The 14,479-nt window shown below is 61.5% G+C and carries 14 protein-coding genes; 4 read left to right on the top strand and 10 right to left on the bottom strand.

Annotated features, from left to right (window positions below):
• Positions 1-103: 103 nt before the first annotated feature.
• The 3 genes from H6B31_RS12030 to H6B31_RS12040 form a co-directional block, all read right to left on the bottom strand.
• Positions 104-1,288, bottom strand: a complete 1,185-nt coding sequence (locus H6B31_RS12030) for an ABC transporter permease subunit (protein ID WP_087290355.1) — start codon at positions 1,286-1,288, stop codon at positions 104-106.
• A gap of 20 nt (positions 1,289-1,308) precedes the next feature.
• Positions 1,309-2,850: an ATP-binding cassette domain-containing protein gene (locus tag H6B31_RS12035; RefSeq protein WP_204898740.1), complete on the bottom strand. Its 1,542-nt coding sequence runs from the start codon at positions 2,848-2,850 to the stop codon at positions 1,309-1,311.
• A 103-nt stretch (positions 2,851-2,953) separates the two neighbouring features.
• Positions 2,954-4,132 (bottom strand): substrate-binding domain-containing protein, encoded by a 1,179-nt coding sequence (locus H6B31_RS12040; protein WP_204898741.1) that lies wholly within the window; start codon positions 4,130-4,132, stop codon positions 2,954-2,956.
• A gap of 366 nt (positions 4,133-4,498) precedes the next feature.
• Here H6B31_RS12040 and H6B31_RS12045 point away from each other — a divergent pair, with 366 nt between their 5' ends.
• From H6B31_RS12045 to trxA, 4 genes are all read left to right on the top strand, one after another.
• Entirely contained in the window at positions 4,499-5,623 is a 1,125-nt protein-coding gene (locus tag H6B31_RS12045; RefSeq protein WP_204898742.1) for an ROK family transcriptional regulator, read from the top strand.
• 163 nt (positions 5,624-5,786) lie between these two features.
• The gene (locus tag H6B31_RS12050; protein WP_204898743.1) at positions 5,787-6,770 is read left to right on the top strand and encodes a threonine ammonia-lyase; all 984 of its coding nucleotides are present in this window, start codon (positions 5,787-5,789) and stop codon (positions 6,768-6,770) included.
• Between the two features lie 96 nt (positions 6,771-6,866).
• Positions 6,867-7,733, top strand: coding sequence for an NAD(P)/FAD-dependent oxidoreductase (locus tag H6B31_RS12055; RefSeq protein ID WP_204898744.1), 867 nt, complete (start codon positions 6,867-6,869; stop codon positions 7,731-7,733).
• Between the two features lie 31 nt (positions 7,734-7,764).
• Complete coding sequence (gene trxA / locus H6B31_RS12060; RefSeq protein WP_204898745.1) at positions 7,765-8,082, top strand: thioredoxin; 318 nt, start codon at positions 7,765-7,767, stop codon at positions 8,080-8,082.
• 99 nt (positions 8,083-8,181) lie between these two features.
• Here the strand turns inward: trxA and H6B31_RS12065 are convergent, their stop codons facing one another.
• From H6B31_RS12065 to H6B31_RS12095, 7 genes are all read right to left on the bottom strand, one after another.
• Positions 8,182-9,042 (bottom strand): C40 family peptidase, encoded by an 861-nt coding sequence (locus H6B31_RS12065; RefSeq protein WP_204898746.1) that lies wholly within the window; start codon positions 9,040-9,042, stop codon positions 8,182-8,184.
• 55 nt (positions 9,043-9,097) lie between these two features.
• Positions 9,098-9,388, bottom strand: coding sequence for a hypothetical protein (locus tag H6B31_RS12070; protein ID WP_087290371.1), 291 nt, complete (start codon positions 9,386-9,388; stop codon positions 9,098-9,100).
• 70 nt (positions 9,389-9,458) lie between these two features.
• Positions 9,459-9,674 carry a hypothetical protein gene (locus tag H6B31_RS12075; protein ID WP_204898747.1) on the bottom strand — a complete coding sequence of 72 codons (216 nt, stop codon included), beginning with the start codon at positions 9,672-9,674 and terminating at the stop codon, positions 9,459-9,461.
• A gap of 254 nt (positions 9,675-9,928) precedes the next feature.
• Positions 9,929-11,518: a mannitol dehydrogenase family protein gene (locus tag H6B31_RS12080; protein ID WP_204898748.1), complete on the bottom strand. Its 1,590-nt coding sequence runs from the start codon at positions 11,516-11,518 to the stop codon at positions 9,929-9,931.
• 15 nt (positions 11,519-11,533) lie between these two features.
• Positions 11,534-12,631 (bottom strand): mannonate dehydratase, encoded by a 1,098-nt coding sequence (gene uxuA / locus H6B31_RS12085; RefSeq protein WP_204898749.1) that lies wholly within the window; start codon positions 12,629-12,631, stop codon positions 11,534-11,536.
• 291 nt (positions 12,632-12,922) lie between these two features.
• Positions 12,923-13,600, bottom strand: coding sequence for a DUF2461 domain-containing protein (locus tag H6B31_RS12090; RefSeq protein ID WP_204898750.1), 678 nt, complete (start codon positions 13,598-13,600; stop codon positions 12,923-12,925).
• Between the two features lie 27 nt (positions 13,601-13,627).
• The coding region (locus tag H6B31_RS12095) for a VanW family protein (RefSeq protein WP_204898751.1) at positions 13,628-14,479 on the bottom strand (852 nt) is incomplete at its 5' end.

Here is a 14,479-nt window from a genome sequence, read left to right on the forward strand (position 1 = left end):
TGATTCCTCCTCGGACCGGAGGGCCGCCCGGCGGCCGGCCTGGTACAGAATACCACGCCGGGCCGGGCGGGTCAACCTCCGGACCGATTTTCTGAAACTGGGATCAGCCCTTGCCGGACTTGCGGCTGGTGACCACGTCGAAGATGACGGCCAGGAGCAGCACGCCGCCCTTGACCACATACTGCCAGGAGTCGCCGATGCCCATGATGGACATGCCCATGTTGATGACGCCCAGTAGCAGAGCGCCGATGACCACGCCGCCGATGGTGCCGCTGCCGCCGTAGGCGGACGCGCCGCCGATGAAGCAGGCGCCGATGGCGTCCATCTCAAAGGAGGTACCGGTGTTGCCGTTGACGGAGCCCACGCGGGCGGCGTTCAGCAGGCCGCACAGGCCGGCCAGCAGGCCCATGTTGGCGTAGGCGATGAAGTAGATCTTGTTGGTGTTGATGCCGGAGAGCTGGGTGGCCTTCTCGTTGCCGCCCACCGCATAGAAGTAGCGGCCGAAGGCGGTCTTGGCGGTGATGAAGTTGTAGATGAGGCAGATGGCCACCACCCACACCAGCATGACGGAGATGCCCCGGTACTGGCTGAGCATGTAGCAGTAGGCCAGGATCAGCGCGGCGATGATGACGGCCTTCAGATAGTCGGCCGCGGCGCTGTTCTGACGGTAGCCCTTCTTGGCCCGCTCACGGCGGTTCTTCACGGTGTTCAGGATGACATAGACCGCGGCCACCACGCCCACGATGAGGGCGGAGAGGACGGTGTCTCCGTCGTCCAGGCCGGGGATGTTGATGTAAGCGGTGAAGATGTTCAGGAAGGTGGAGTCCTGAATGGCCACGGTCTGGTTATCCAGTACCAGACGGCCCAGGCCGCGGAAAATGAACATGCCGCCCAGGGTGGTGATGAAGGGGGGGATGCGGACATAGCCGATCCAGTAGCCCTGCCACACGCCCACCAGCAGGCCCACAGCCAGGCAGAGCACAATGGCCAGAATGGGGTTCATGGACATGTCGGAGATCATGACCGCCGCCAGGCCGCCCACCATACAGATGACCGAGCCGATGGACAGGTCGATGTTGCCGCCGGTGAGGATACACAGCAGCATGCCGCAGGCCATGACCAGCACGTAGCCGTTCTGAAGCATCAGGTTGGACAGGTTCTGGGCGTACACCAGACGCCCGTCGGTCAGAAACGCGAAGAGGATAAACACAACCACCAGGGCGATGACCATGGTGTATTTGCGCAGAAACTCAAATAAAGCAGTTGAAGATTGGCTGTTTGTTTTCATCGTTTTCACACCTTCCCTTTTTACGCCTTGGCGGTATCCCGGATGATATAGCCCATGATGCTCTCCTGGGTGGCATCCGCCGCGTTGACCTCGGCCAGCAGGCGGCCCTCGTTCATCACATAGATCCGGTCGCACATGCCCAGCAGCTCAGGCAGCTCGGAGGAGATCATCACCACCGACTTGCCCTTGGACACCATGTCGTTGATCAGGCAGTAAATGTCGTACTTGGCGCCCACGTCGATGCCGCGGGTGGGCTCGTCCATGATGAGGATGTCCGGCTCGGTGAACATCCACTTGCCCAGCAGGGCCTTCTGCTGGTTGCCGCCGGACAGGTTGCCGATGCGCTGCTCGATGGTGGGGGTCTTGGTCCCCATCTCCTTCGTCATCTGATCGGCCACCTGGACCTCCTTGTCGGTATCGATGATGCCGCCGCTGCACACCTTGTCCAGACGGGCCAGGGTGGTATTGAAGCGGATGGACTCATCCAGGATCAGGCCGTTGGTCTTCCGGTCCTCGGTGACATAGGCCAGCTTGTGGTGGATGGCGTCCTCGGGGCTCTTCAGGTTGACCTTCTCCCCGTTGAGGTAGACCTCGCCGGAGATGTCGGTGCCGTAGCTGCGGCCGAAGATGGACATGGCCAGCTCGGTGCGCCCGGCGCCCTGCAGGCCGGAGAAGCCCACCACCTCGCCCTTACGGACATAGAAGGAGATGTTGTCGTCCACCACCCGCTCGGGATACAGGGGGTGGTGCACCGTCCAGTTCTTGACCTCCATGCTCACGGTGTCCTGCACCTTGTGCTCCCGCTTGGGATAGCGGTCCTCCATGGCGCGGCCCACCATGCCCTTGATGATCCGGTCCTCGCTGAACTCGTCCACGCCCTTGACCAGAGTCTCGATGGTGGAGCCGTCCCGGATGATGGTGGCCTTGTCGGCGCAGTAGATGATCTCGTTGAGCTTGTGGGTGATGATGATGGAGGTCAGGCCCTGCTTCTTGAACTCCATCAGCAGGTCCAGCAGCATCTTGGCGTCCTCGTCGTTGAGGGAGGAGGTGGGCTCGTCCAGAATCAGGAGCCGCACCTTCTTGGAGAAGGCCTTGGCGATCTCCACCAGCTGCTGCTTGCCGGTGCCGATGTCCTTGACCAGGGTCTGGGCCGACTCGTTCAGCCCCACCTGCTTCATATGTTGTTCGGCCTCATAGTAGGTCTTGTTCCAGTCGATAAAGCCGAATTTGTTTTTGATCTCATTGCCCAGGAACATGTTTTCTCCAATGGACAACAGCGGGATCAGGGCCAGTTCCTGGTGAATAATGACGATGCCCACCGCCTCGCTGTCCTTTTGGTTCTTGAATTGACAGAGCTTTCCGTCATAGTAGATTTCGCCGGAGTAGCTGCCCGCCGGATAGGTTCCGGAGAGCACGTTCATCAAAGTTGATTTTCCCGCGCCGTTTTCCCCGATCAGCGCGTGGATCTCGCCCTCTTCCACCTTCAGGTTCACGTTGTCCAGCGCCTTGACGCCGGGGAACTCCTTGGTGATGGAGCGCATTTCCAAAAGTGTCTTAGCCAAACAAAGTTCCTCCTCTCCGCCGCAGTATCCCAGATATTAAGAATGGGCGGGGCAGATGCCCCGCCCATTACGCTGCTCCTGTGTTTACAGATTGGCGGTTTGATCAACCCGCGGCGACCAGATAGCCGTCATCGCCCACGGTGTAGTAGCCGGTGTCCACCAGCTTCTCCTGCATGTTGTCGGCGGTAACCACGTCAGGCACCAGCAGGAAGGAGGGGCAGTTGTGACCCTCGGAGGTGGCGTAGGACTCGGTGTCATAGGAGCACTCGAAGTCCCAGGCGGAGTTGGTGATCAGGGTCTCGTCGATGGTGTCGCCGTTCAGGATGGCCTTGGCCAGGTCCAGGGTGACAACGGCCTCGTTGGCCACGGCCTTATACACGGTCATGGACTGGATGCCGTCCTTGATGTTCTTCAGGTTGGCCACGTCGCCGTCCTGGCCGGTGATGATGATCTCGGACTTGTTGGCGCCGGCGTAGTCGGACTGGATGGCCTGGGTCACGCCCAGAGAGGTGGAGTCGTTGGAGCACAGCCAGGCGTCAACCTCGGTGCCGTCGGCATAGTAGGAGGCCAGGATGTTCTGAGCGCGCTCCATAGCGGTCTGGGTATCCCAGGCGGCGGTGGCGACGGTGTCAAAGTCGGTCTGGCCGGAGACGACCACCAGCTTGCCGGAGTCGATGTAGGGCTGGAGCACGTCCATGGCGCCCTGGAAGAAGTAGGGGGCGTTGTTGTCGGCGGGGTCGCCGGCGGTCAGCTCAATGTTGAAGGGGCCGTCCTGGTTCTCCAGATCCAGGGTGTCCACGATGTACTGGCCCTGCAGGGTGCCCACGGTGTAGTTGTCGAAGGACACGTAGTAGGACACGTTGTCGTTCATGATCAGACGGTCATAGGCGATGATGGGGATGCCAGCCTCGCCGGCCTCGTTCATGACGGTGTTCAGGGCCTCGCCGTCGATGGCGGCCACCACCAGCAGGTCCACATCCTCGGCGATCATGTTCTGGATGTCGTTCACCTGGCGGTTGGTGTCGTTGTCGGAGTAGGTGACGATGGTCTCATAGCCGGCGGCCTGGAACTGCTGATCCAGGTAGGAGCCGTCACGGTTCCACCGCTCCAGGGACTGAGTGGGCATGGAGATGCCGATCTTCTGGGCGCCGTCCGCCGCGGAACCGGAGCCGCTGGTGCTCCCGGAGCCGGAGCCGGAAGAGCTTCCGCCGCCGTTACCGCCGCAGGCGGCCAGAGACAGGGACATCGCTAAGGCAAGAGACAGTGCAAGAAATTTTTTCATAGCTCATTTTCCTCCTGTTTTCCTCACAGTGTATGTAGGTGGATCGGAACTGGAAGTCTTTTGCACTTCCGAGTACCATTTTATAACTAACTTTATAAAAGTCAAGAGAAACCAGGGTGCTCCTGTCATTTTTGTCAGCCTGCATCAAATCTATGTAAACTATTTGTGCAAACCGCAAAATTACAAGTTTTTCTCCCCTGAAGTTTTCATCTGGCCCTCACACTTTTCTTCAGGGCGATACTGTATGAAATCTGAAATTTTAGGTTGACGGCGCAGTAAAATGTGATAATATAGACATATCAAAACCTATTTTGTGAATCCGTTTTATAAAAGAAGCGTCTTTAAGAGTTGAATGAGAGGGAAACTATGGACGTCAATTCAAATGAACGCCGGAGGCAGACCCGCAGCAACGTATACCACTACCTGTACGGCGCCCAGGAGTTCTGCACCCGGCAGTCCCTGGCCCAGGCCCTGGACCTGAGCCTGCCCACCATTTATCAAAACCTGACGGATCTGGTGGACGCCGGGCTGGTGCGCTACGCCGGGCAGTCCCAGTCCACCGGCGGGCGCAAGGCCAGCGGTCTGGCCATCGTCCCCGACGCCCGGGTGGCGGTGGGCATCGCGCTGACGGAGGACCGGCTCCGCTTCTCCGCCGCCGACCTGCGCCTGAACGAGATCGCCTACCACAAGGTGTCGCACACCTCCAACTTTGAGATGGAGGAGCTGGGCGCCCTGGTGGCCCGGGAGCTGGAGCAGTTTCTGGACACCTACCACATCGACCGGAGCCGGCTGTTGGGGGTGTGCATTGCCATGGCGGGCGTGACCGACCCGGAGGGAGGGCATCTTCTGTACGCCCCCACCATGCACCTGCGCAATGTGGAGCTGTCCGGTCTGACCCGCTCCATCCCATATCCCACCTATGTGGAAAATGACGCCACCTGCAGTGGATACGCCGAGTGGTTTATGCGGGGAGACCAGGAGAATCTGGCCTACCTCTCCCTGGAGAACGGCGTGGGCGGGGCATTCATCTCCAACGGAGTCGTCTATGGCGGGGACAACCGGCGCAGCGCCGAGTTCGGCCACCTGTGCGTGGAGCCCGGCGGACTGCCCTGCGCCTGCGGCAAGTGGGGCTGCCTGGAGGCCTACTGCTCCGACTGGCGGATTCGGAACACCTTCGGCGTCTCTCTGAAGGAGTTCTTTGAGGGCGTGAACCAGGGGAACCCGGAATACGCCGCCCTCTGGAAGGACTTTCTGTTCCATCTGGCCATCGGCGCCAGCAATATCCGCATGGCTCTGGACTGCACAGTGGTCCTGGGGGGATTTATGAGCCAGTACCTGGACCCCTACCTGCCCATGCTTCGGGAATATGCCGCCGCCAACGACCCCTTTGAGCGGCGGGCGGACTACCTGCAGCTGGGCATCCTGCGCAGCCACGCCGTGCCGCTGGGAGCCGCCCTCCACTTCATTCGGGATTTTTTGGATACCGTCTGATCCATCCCGCCGCCTGGACTTTCTCCAGGCGGCGCTTTCTGTGTCCGCTCCGCCCGCGGCGTAAAATCAGAGTAATTTTATAGGGAATCTTGCTTTCCTCTTGTCAAAGGCGGACGGCTGTGCTTTAATGAAATCATCCAAAACAGAAAGAAGGTTCTGCCCTATGATCACATATCAGGATGTCCAGGCGGCCCGGGAGCGCATCGCCCCCTATATTGTCCGCACGCCGCTGCTCCGGGTCCCCGCCCTGGACGAGGCCCTTGGCTGCCAGGTCTACCTGAAGCACGAGGGCTTCCAGCCCATGGGGGCCTTTAAGCTCCGGGGCGCCATGAACAAAGCCCTGTCCCTCACTCCCGAGGAGCGCGCCCGGGGCCTGGTGTGCGCCTCCTCGGGCAACCACGCCCAGGGGGTTGCCTACGCCGCCCACAAGCTGGGCTGCCGGGCGGTCATCGTCATGCCCACCAACGCCAATCCGGTGAAGCTGGCCGGGGTGAAAAAGTGGGGCGGCCAGGTGGAGCTAGTGGGCACCCTCTCCTCCCAGCGGGAGGCCCGGGCGGCGGAGCTGGTCCGGGAGCAGGGCATGGTGGAGGTCCACCCCTACGCCGACCCCTATGTGGCGGCGGGCCAGGGGACCCTGGCCCTGGAAATTCTGGAGGATCTGCCCGACGCCAGCCTGGTGGCCGCCCCCATCGGCGGAGGCGGGCTGATCTCCGGCGTGGCCACCGCGGTGAAGGGTGTGAATCCCCAGGTACGCACCGTGGGCGTGGAGCCCGCCGGCGCCCCCCGCTACACCCGCAGCCGGGTGGAGGGCCGACCCGTCCAGTTGGATTCGGTAAACACCATTGCCGACGGCACCCGCACCGACCACGCCAATCCGGACAACTTCGCCATGATCCAGGAGCGGGTGGATGAACTGTACACGGTGGAGGACGCCTGGATCGAGAAGGCCATGCTCCTGCTGATGACCCAGGCCAAGGTGATCGCCGAGCCCTCCTCCGCCCTGCCGGTGGCCGCCGCTCTGGCGGGAGTGCTGCCGGTGAAGCCCGAGGACAAGGCGGTCTTTGTCCTCTCCGGCGGCAACGCGGACCCGGCCCTGCTGGCCCGGCTGCTGACCCAGGCGGCGGAAATAAATTCTGTCGTTTTGTGATCTGGTCACGGAAAAAGGCCGGAGCGCCGGATATACTAAGCATCAGAAAGCAGAACACGCCCCCGCCCGGACGGGCGGAGGCGGGAGGTGAAACCAATGCGCTATGATATTGTCGTCCTGGGCAGCGGCCCGGCGGGGCTGTCCGCCGCTGTGGCCGCCCGGGGCCGGAACAAGAGCGTCCTGGTGGTGGGCAACCGCTGGCAGGACAGCCCGCTGGCCCGGGCGGAGTGTGTGGACAACTACCTGGGGCTGCCCTCCATGACCGGGGCGGAGCTGATGGACCGGTTCACCCGCCACGCGGAGGAGTCCGGGGCCAACCTGGTCACCGGAAAGGTGATCTCCCTCATGGCCTGGGAGGGGTTCCACCTGACGGTGGGCAGCGAGCTCTATGAGGGCAGTTCCCTCATCCTGGCCCCCGGGGTGGTGCGCCAGGCCAAATATCCCGGGGAAATGGAGTACCTGGGCCGCGGCGTGAGCTACTGCGCCACCTGCGACGGCATGCTCTACCGTGGGAAACCGGTGGTAGTGGTGGGCCGCAGCAAAGACGCCCCCCGGGAGGCCGCCTATCTCAAGGAGCTGGGCTGTCAGGTGGTCTATGTGGCCGCCCAGCGGCCGGAGCATCTGGACCCGGCCATCCCCTTTGTCCAGGCCAACCGCCTGGAGGTCGAGGGAGAACAGACCGTCACCGGTCTGAGGGCGGATGGGTCCCTTCTCCCCTGTTCCGGAATCTTCATTCTCCGGGAGGCGGTGGCCCCCACCGATCTGCTGCCCGGTCTGGAGACCGAGAACGGAGCCATCCGGGTGGACCGCCGCATGGCCACCAGCATCCCCGGGGTATTTGCCGCCGGGGACTGTACCGGAGAGCCTCTCCAGGTGTCCAAGGCGGTGGGCGAAGGGCTGACTGCCGCCCTGTCAGCGGCGGAGTATCTGGACCAGCTCCCCAAAAAAGACACAGCGAAATAATCAAGCACAGGAGTAGAAAGGAAGTTTTACAATGGCATTACTGCATTTTGATCAAAAGAGCTTTGACGCGGCCCTGGCAGAGGGCAAGCTGATGATGGTGGATTTCTGGGCCAACTGGTGCATGCCCTGCCGCATGCTGGGCCCAGTCATCGAGCAGCTGGCCCAGGACTACGAGGGCAAGGCGGTCATCGGCAAGGTGGACGTGGACGAGCAGGGCGAGCTGGCCATGCGCTATGGGGTCATGAGCATCCCCACGGTCATCTTCTTCAAGGACGGAAAGGAGATCCACCGGGAGGTGGGCGCCCTGCCCAAAGAAGTGTTCTCCAACGTCCTCAACGAGAACCTGTAACAGCGGGGATCTGACGCACGCCAAGACAAAGGAAAAACCGGCTGAACGAGTTTCGTTCAGCCGGTTTTGATTCATCTGATCAAAAGAGAACTATGCACATTACAGACGGCGGGCGCCCACATAGGTGCTGGAATAATAACTGCTGTTCAGGTCGCTGACAATCACGCCGGTGGTGGAGGTGGAGGCATGGACAAACTGGCCGTTGCCGGTGTAGATGCCCACGTGGGTGGCGCGCTTGCTGGAGTTGCCGCTGTTGAAGAACACCAGATCGCCGGGCTGCAGCTGGCTCTTGGAGACGGAGGTGCCGTTGTCCATCTGGCTGGAGGCGGTGCGGTTAATGGTGTAGCCAAAGTGCTTCATCACATAGGTGGTAAAGCCGGAGCAGTCAAAGCCGCTGGGGCTGCTGCCGCCGTACACGTAGGGGCAGCCCACATACTGGAGGGCGTACTGGGCAATCTGGCTGCCCTTGCCGGAGGAGGCCGCCACAGAGGCGTCCACCTGGGCCACATAGTCGCTGCTCACATAGCCCTGCTCGATCTTGTACCAGCCGCCGTAGCCGCCGACCAACTCCTCGATCTCCACGATGGCGCCGGTGGAGAGGCTGCCCACGGTGCCGTACTCGGTACCCGGGCCGGAGCGGATGTTCAGGGGGCCGTCCATCACCTGGCCGTAGAGCTGCTCCTCCGTCACCTGGAGGTAGTCGCCGCTCATGTAGCCGGTCATGCCGTTATATGTAACCTTGTGCCAGGTGCCGTCCCCCGAGGTGCTGAGCACATCCACCTGAGTGCCGTAATCCAGGGTCGCCAGGACCGCGGCGTCGGTGCTGGCCTCCGAACGGAGGTTCAGGCCAGTATCGCTGGTCACCGTACCGATGTCGGCGGCCAAGGAAGGGACGATCACGGTGGTCAGGGCCATCAGAGCGGCACTCAGCTTGGCCGCCAGCTGCTTCGACAGGTGCATAACAGGATTCCTCCAATTTCTCTTTCGTAGATCAAACGGGCGGGGAGGGGCGGAATTACTTTCCGCTCAGGGCCCGGTCCAGCCATACGGCGGCCACATCCATGGCGGCATACAGGCTGTCCTTTTCACTCTTCTTAACCACGCGGTCCCGGCTCTTCAGATCCGGGTCGGTGAGCTGCAGCTGAACGCTGACCTTATTGGCCATCTCCAGACCGTCCACATTCTGGGTGGAGAGGATCTGAAGCATGATGATATATTTTTCGGCCATGGTGCCGTAGTAAATCAAGTTGTCTTTCCGGCGCAGGGGATGCCCTTTATAGGAAAGAGGAAGTTTTTCAGTAGCCATGGGGTTCCTCCTCAGATTTTAAAACGATTTTAATGTTGTAACCGAATTGTAACATATTCGTAACCAGTTGTCAAACCCTTCCCGGCGTTTTTTTCTGGAAAATTTTCGAGAACCAGCTGTCATCCGCAGGATCTCCCCGCAAACCGGTCGATTTTTGCCGTAAAGTTCCCTTTTTTAGTCCATTTTCTGGGTTTTGCGCAAAAACCAAATTTGGAAACCGGTTCTCCCCCGGCGGAGGGAAAAAGGTTACAAACTTTCTCCCCCGCAGGCGCAGCCGATCCAGCACGCCCGCCGGCAAAACGAGACTGCTTATGCGCCGCTCGCCGGAAGGCCTGCACGGCAGGGCTCCCGGGGCGTTTGATCCTATTCGAGGCGGGCCGCTGCCCCCTCGAGCTTCCCCGCCCTGTCTCAAGCGGATTTGATTCTGCGCAGGTTTTTCCACAAACTGTGAGCGCCCCGAACACAGAGGTTCGGGGCGCTCTGAGTGCTGAGAGGCCGGGGAAGTAAAGAAAGGAATGAGAAGAACTTCCCAATTCCCTCTCAGCGGGCGGAGACGTATTTATGCAGGGTCCTGCGCACGGCGCCGGGGCCGGCATACAGCTCGGCCGCCATGCCCTCGATGCGCTCGCCCAGTCCGGCAGCGTACAGGTCCACGCCGAACACGTCGATGCGGCGGTAGAGCTCCTTCAGGCAGCTCATGTCCTGGGGGCCCTCCTTGACCTCCAGAGGGGCCACGATGGCCTGCAGTTCTTCCAGCAGGGGGTCGGGAGAGGGCTCGAAGGGCTTCCCGGCATCGTCCACCCCCTTGAGGTAGCGGGCGTAGCCGGCCAGCACCAGGGGGATGAGCACTAGGTCGTCCATGTTCAGCCCCTTGGCCTGATAGGCCTTGATGGTCTCGCCGAAGCGGATGGGCAGCTTCTGGGAGGTGTCGGTGGCAATGCGCTGGGGGGCGTCGGGCATAAAGGGATTGGGCAGGCGCTTGGTGAGCACCGCGCCGATGAAGTCGGCGGGCTTGAGCACGCCGGGGTCCACCACCACGGGCATGGCCTCGATATACCCCATCTTGGTGATGAGGCCGCAGATGTCCTCGTCCTTCATCTCCGCGGAGATCAGGTCATAGCCCAGTATGCAGCCGTAGATGGACATGGCGGTGTGCAGGGGGTTGAGGCAGGTGCACACCTTCATCTTCTCCACCTTGTCCACCGTCTCCCGGTCGGCGTAGAGTACGCCGCCCTTCTCCATGGGGGGACGGCCATTGGTGTACTTGTCCTCGATGACCAGATACTCGGTCTCCTCCGCGTTGACAAAGGGAGCGGTATAGGTGTGCTTCTCGGTGACAATGGTGTAGTTGTCCTCAAAGCCGTCGGCCTTGAGCATATCCTGCACCTTGGCGTCGGGCCGGGGAGTGATCTTGTCGATCATGCTCCAGGGGAAGGACACCTTCGCCTCATCCTGGAGGTAGTCCAGGAAGCCCTGGGGCACCAGACCGGCCTTCACCCAGGCCTGGGCATAGGCCAGGACAGCGGACTTCACCTTGTCGCCGTTGTGGGAGCAGTTGTCCATGCTCTGCACGGTGATGGGCAGCTCGCCCGCCTGATAGCGCTGATAGAGCAGGGCGGTGACCTTGCCCATGATCAACTGGGGCTCCGCCCCCCGCTCCAGGTCGGCGGGAGAGATGGAGTAGCCCTTCTCGGTGATGGTGAAGCTCACCATCTGCAGGGAGGGGTTCTTGAAGATCTCCTCCAGCCGCTCCCAGTCCTCGTGGAACTGGGGGTCGGCCTTCAGGCTCTCGGTGACAGAAGCCACCACCCGCTTCTCAATGGAGCCGTCGGACTTGAGCAGCACGGACAGACTCAGGTTGTCATAGGGCCGGTAGGCCTTGTCGATGATCTCATAGTCGAATCCCTCGGCCACGATGACGCCCCGGTCATACTCCCCCGCGTCCAGCACCCGCTGGAGCAGGGCGGCCGGGAAGGCCCGGAAAATGTTGCCCGCCCCGAAGTGAATCCAGGTGGGCTGGTCGTGGGTCTTGGCCCGGACGGCCTTCAGGTCGAACTTGGGGAGCTCATAGCCCTTGTCCGCCCACTCCTGGGCGTTGAGGGCGCCGGTCTCGATATCGGAAAGTTTCATATCTGGTATCCCTCTTTACTTCGATTCCTTTTGTTCCGCGTCCAGCTTATCCAGCATATCCCAGACGCCCCACATGTACATGATGCCCAGGGCGCGGTCGTACAGGCCGTAGCCGGGGCGGCAGGTGCCGGGGCCCTCGCCCCACAGGTGACGGCCGTGGTCGGGGCGGATATAGCCCTCAAAACCGCAGTCGTGGTAGGCCTTCAGAATGTCCAGAATCCCGGTGTCGCCGTCGCAGTCCCGGTGAGAGGTCTCTGAGAAGTCCCCGTTGGGGAAGTGCTTCACATTGCGGATGTGGGCAAAGGCGATGCGGTCGCAGTGCTTGCGCACAATGTCGGCCACATTGTTCTTGGGATTGGCGTTCAGGCTGCCGGAACACAGGGTCAGGCAGTTGTAGGGGTCGTCCACCATGGACAGGAAGCGGTCAATGGCCTCCGCGTCCACCAGCAGGCGGGGCAGTCCGAAGATGTCCCAGGGGGGATCGTCCATGTGAATGGCCATCTTGATGTCGCACTCGTGGCACACGGGCATCAGCTTCTCCAGGAAGTACTTCAGGTTCTCCCACAGCTTCTCCTTTGTCACAGGGCGGTACATCTCAAACAGCTCGTCCAGGCGGGCCATCCGCTCCGGCTCCCAGCCGGGGAAGGTCATGCCGTTCAAATTTTTGAGAATATAGTCGGCCATGGCCCGGGGGTCGTCCTGGATCAGATCCTTTTCATAATACAGGGCGGTGGAGCCGTCGGGCAGGGGGTGGAACAGGTCGGTACGAGTCCAGTCAAAGACGGGCATGAAGTTGTAGCAGATCACCTTCACCCCGAACTCCTTCAGGTTCCGCATGGTCTGAATGTAGTTGTCGATGTACATGTCCCGGGTGGGCAGCCCCACCTTGATGTCGTCGTGGACGTTCACCGACTCCACCACGTCCATGTTGAAGCCGTAAGGCTCCAGCTGCTTCTGGACCTGAGCGATCTCCTCCTTCTCCCAGATCTCGCCGGGCTGCTTGTGGTGCAGAGCCCAGACGATGCTGGTCACGCCGGGGATCTGCTTGATGTCGGCCAGAGAGATGCTGTCGTTCCCTTCGCCATACCAGCGGAATCCCATCTGCATGGGCATATGCATGCGCCTCCTTAAAAATAATAAATGTCTCTCCCCGCGGAACGCCTCCGGCGGGCCGGGGGCGGCAAGTATTGGACAGGCGGGGTTCCGCTCCCCGTGCCGTCCTCCTAATTGATATTCTAATATACTAGTATGCTAATTTCAACTGGCAGTTCCTCCTTTTTTTCTCTCCCGTTTTTGTGTAGAATGCCAGTTTTTCACTGGCGGTGGGCACCTTTTCTGCCTGGAGCCCCAGATAGAAACGACGCCTCCCCGGACCCAGCGGTCTCGGGGAGGCGTCGGCACGGATTATACTCTGCCCTCCGGGGCCGGGTCGCCGGCCAGAGAGAGCATATAGTCGTAATAGGGTTTCAGGAAGCGGAACCCCTCCAGCACCTGATCAGCCAGCTCCGGCTGGAACAGCGGTCCCTCACAGTTCTCATCTCGGGCAAAGGAGATGCTTTTCCGGTTGTACCAGGGGGCCAGAAGGGGCCCCGGGTCCCCTTTGGGGCGCTTGTACAGCTCCCCCTCCAGATGGAAGGGGAACTTCTCTAGCTTCCGGGCCAGCCGCTCCACCGGCTTGGGGTCCCGGTCGATGCGGGCGCGCAGCTTGGCCATGGTGACCGGGGTCGCGTCATAGCACCCCATGCCGAAGCTGTAATACTCCGGTGCGATCTCAAAGTAGAAGGCGGGCAGGCTCACCCACTCCTCCCTGGGCCGCCGGAGGGTAAACCACAGGTGGTCCTTGTAGGGCCCCCGGCCATAGAGCCGCCGGGCGTCCCGGTAGATCCGGGAGACGTGTAGGTTCAGCCCCAGCTCGGGGTAGAGCTCCTCCATAGCCTGGTGGACCTGGTCTCCCAGCTCCCGCATGGGCTGTTCCACCAGAGTGCGGTACTCCTCCTTATGGGCCAGAAACCAGCTGCGTTCGTTGTTGAATCGGATGCCCCACAGAAAATCCACGGCACCCTGGGTAAATCCTTGAAACATAATCGATCCTTTGTATCTGTCTTTTTCTCAGGCCTGGATGTCCTGGCTAGGGGGCGTCTCCGGCACCTCCGGGGTCTCCGGCTGGGCCGGCTCCTCCGGAGTGGTGACCGGAGTCTCCGGCTGGGTGGGCTGCTGAGGCTCCTCCGGAGTCACGGGGGTCTCCGGGGTGGAGGGCGTCTCCGGAGTGGTCGGAGTCTCCGGCACCTCCGGGGTCTCCGGCACAGTGGGAGTCTCCGGCTTCGACGCGGGCTGGCTGGGGTCCCCGTCGGCGGGGTTATAGAGGATGGTGGTGGGCCGCATCTTATAACTGCTGACCCCCATATCCTGCTTCTCCAGCAGGGTGCCGTCCTCGGCGTAGATATACCGGTAGGTCTGGGCTTTCCGGCCGCGGTAGGCGTTCTGAACGCTGTCCACCCGGGTGGTCCCCCGGGGCACAGAGCTGTCGGCCTTGTACTGGGTGGTGGGTGCGATCCAGTCATACTGGGTCCGCTGAGGCACCGCATAGCGGCCGTCCTCGTTGGTGCCGTAGATTTTCACAGTGAGGTAACGGCTGCCGTTCTTGTCATAGCTCTCAGTGACCACCTTCACCGGGTAGTTGGTGTTGTTCTTGAAGCGGAAGTCGGAGGAACCGTACCACACGGTGGCGTCCATGCCGTCGGGCACGTACTCCACGGCGTACATGTGGGCGTGGCGCTCCACAATCTCCAGGGTGGTGTGGAGGACGGCGTAGTAGATGGTGGAAGAGGTCTGGCAGATGCCGCCGCCGATGCCCTCCACCGACGCGCCGCCCGAGTACACCGGCGCCCCCAGATAGCCCTTGTCGGCGGTGCGGCTGCCGGTGGTGTTGTTATAGGAGAAGACCTCCCCGGGCATGAGCAC

Source organism: Pseudoflavonifractor capillosus (genome assembly GCF_016899775.1).
In the GTDB taxonomy this organism is placed as follows: domain Bacteria; phylum Bacillota; class Clostridia; order Oscillospirales; family Oscillospiraceae; genus Lawsonibacter.

Coding starts and splice junctions, on each gene's coding strand:
- H6B31_RS12030 (WP_087290355.1), bottom strand. CDS start 1,288: ATGAAAACAAACAGCCAATCTTCAACTGCTTTATTTGAGTTTCTGCGC.
- H6B31_RS12040 (WP_204898741.1), bottom strand. CDS start 4,132: ATGAAAAAATTTCTTGCACTGTCTCTTGCCTTAGCGATGTCCCTGTCT.
- H6B31_RS12045 (WP_204898742.1), top strand. CDS start 4,499: ATGGACGTCAATTCAAATGAACGCCGGAGGCAGACCCGCAGCAACGTA.
- H6B31_RS12050 (WP_204898743.1), top strand. CDS start 5,787: ATGATCACATATCAGGATGTCCAGGCGGCCCGGGAGCGCATCGCCCCC.
- H6B31_RS12055 (WP_204898744.1), top strand. CDS start 6,867: ATGCGCTATGATATTGTCGTCCTGGGCAGCGGCCCGGCGGGGCTGTCC.
- trxA (WP_204898745.1), top strand. CDS start 7,765: ATGGCATTACTGCATTTTGATCAAAAGAGCTTTGACGCGGCCCTGGCA.
- H6B31_RS12065 (WP_204898746.1), bottom strand. CDS start 9,042: ATGCACCTGTCGAAGCAGCTGGCGGCCAAGCTGAGTGCCGCTCTGATG.
- H6B31_RS12070 (WP_087290371.1), bottom strand. CDS start 9,388: ATGGCTACTGAAAAACTTCCTCTTTCCTATAAAGGGCATCCCCTGCGC.
- H6B31_RS12080 (WP_204898748.1), bottom strand. CDS start 11,518: ATGAAACTTTCCGATATCGAGACCGGCGCCCTCAACGCCCAGGAGTGG.
- uxuA (WP_204898749.1), bottom strand. CDS start 12,631: ATGCCCATGCAGATGGGATTCCGCTGGTATGGCGAAGGGAACGACAGC.
- H6B31_RS12090 (WP_204898750.1), bottom strand. CDS start 13,600: ATGTTTCAAGGATTTACCCAGGGTGCCGTGGATTTTCTGTGGGGCATC.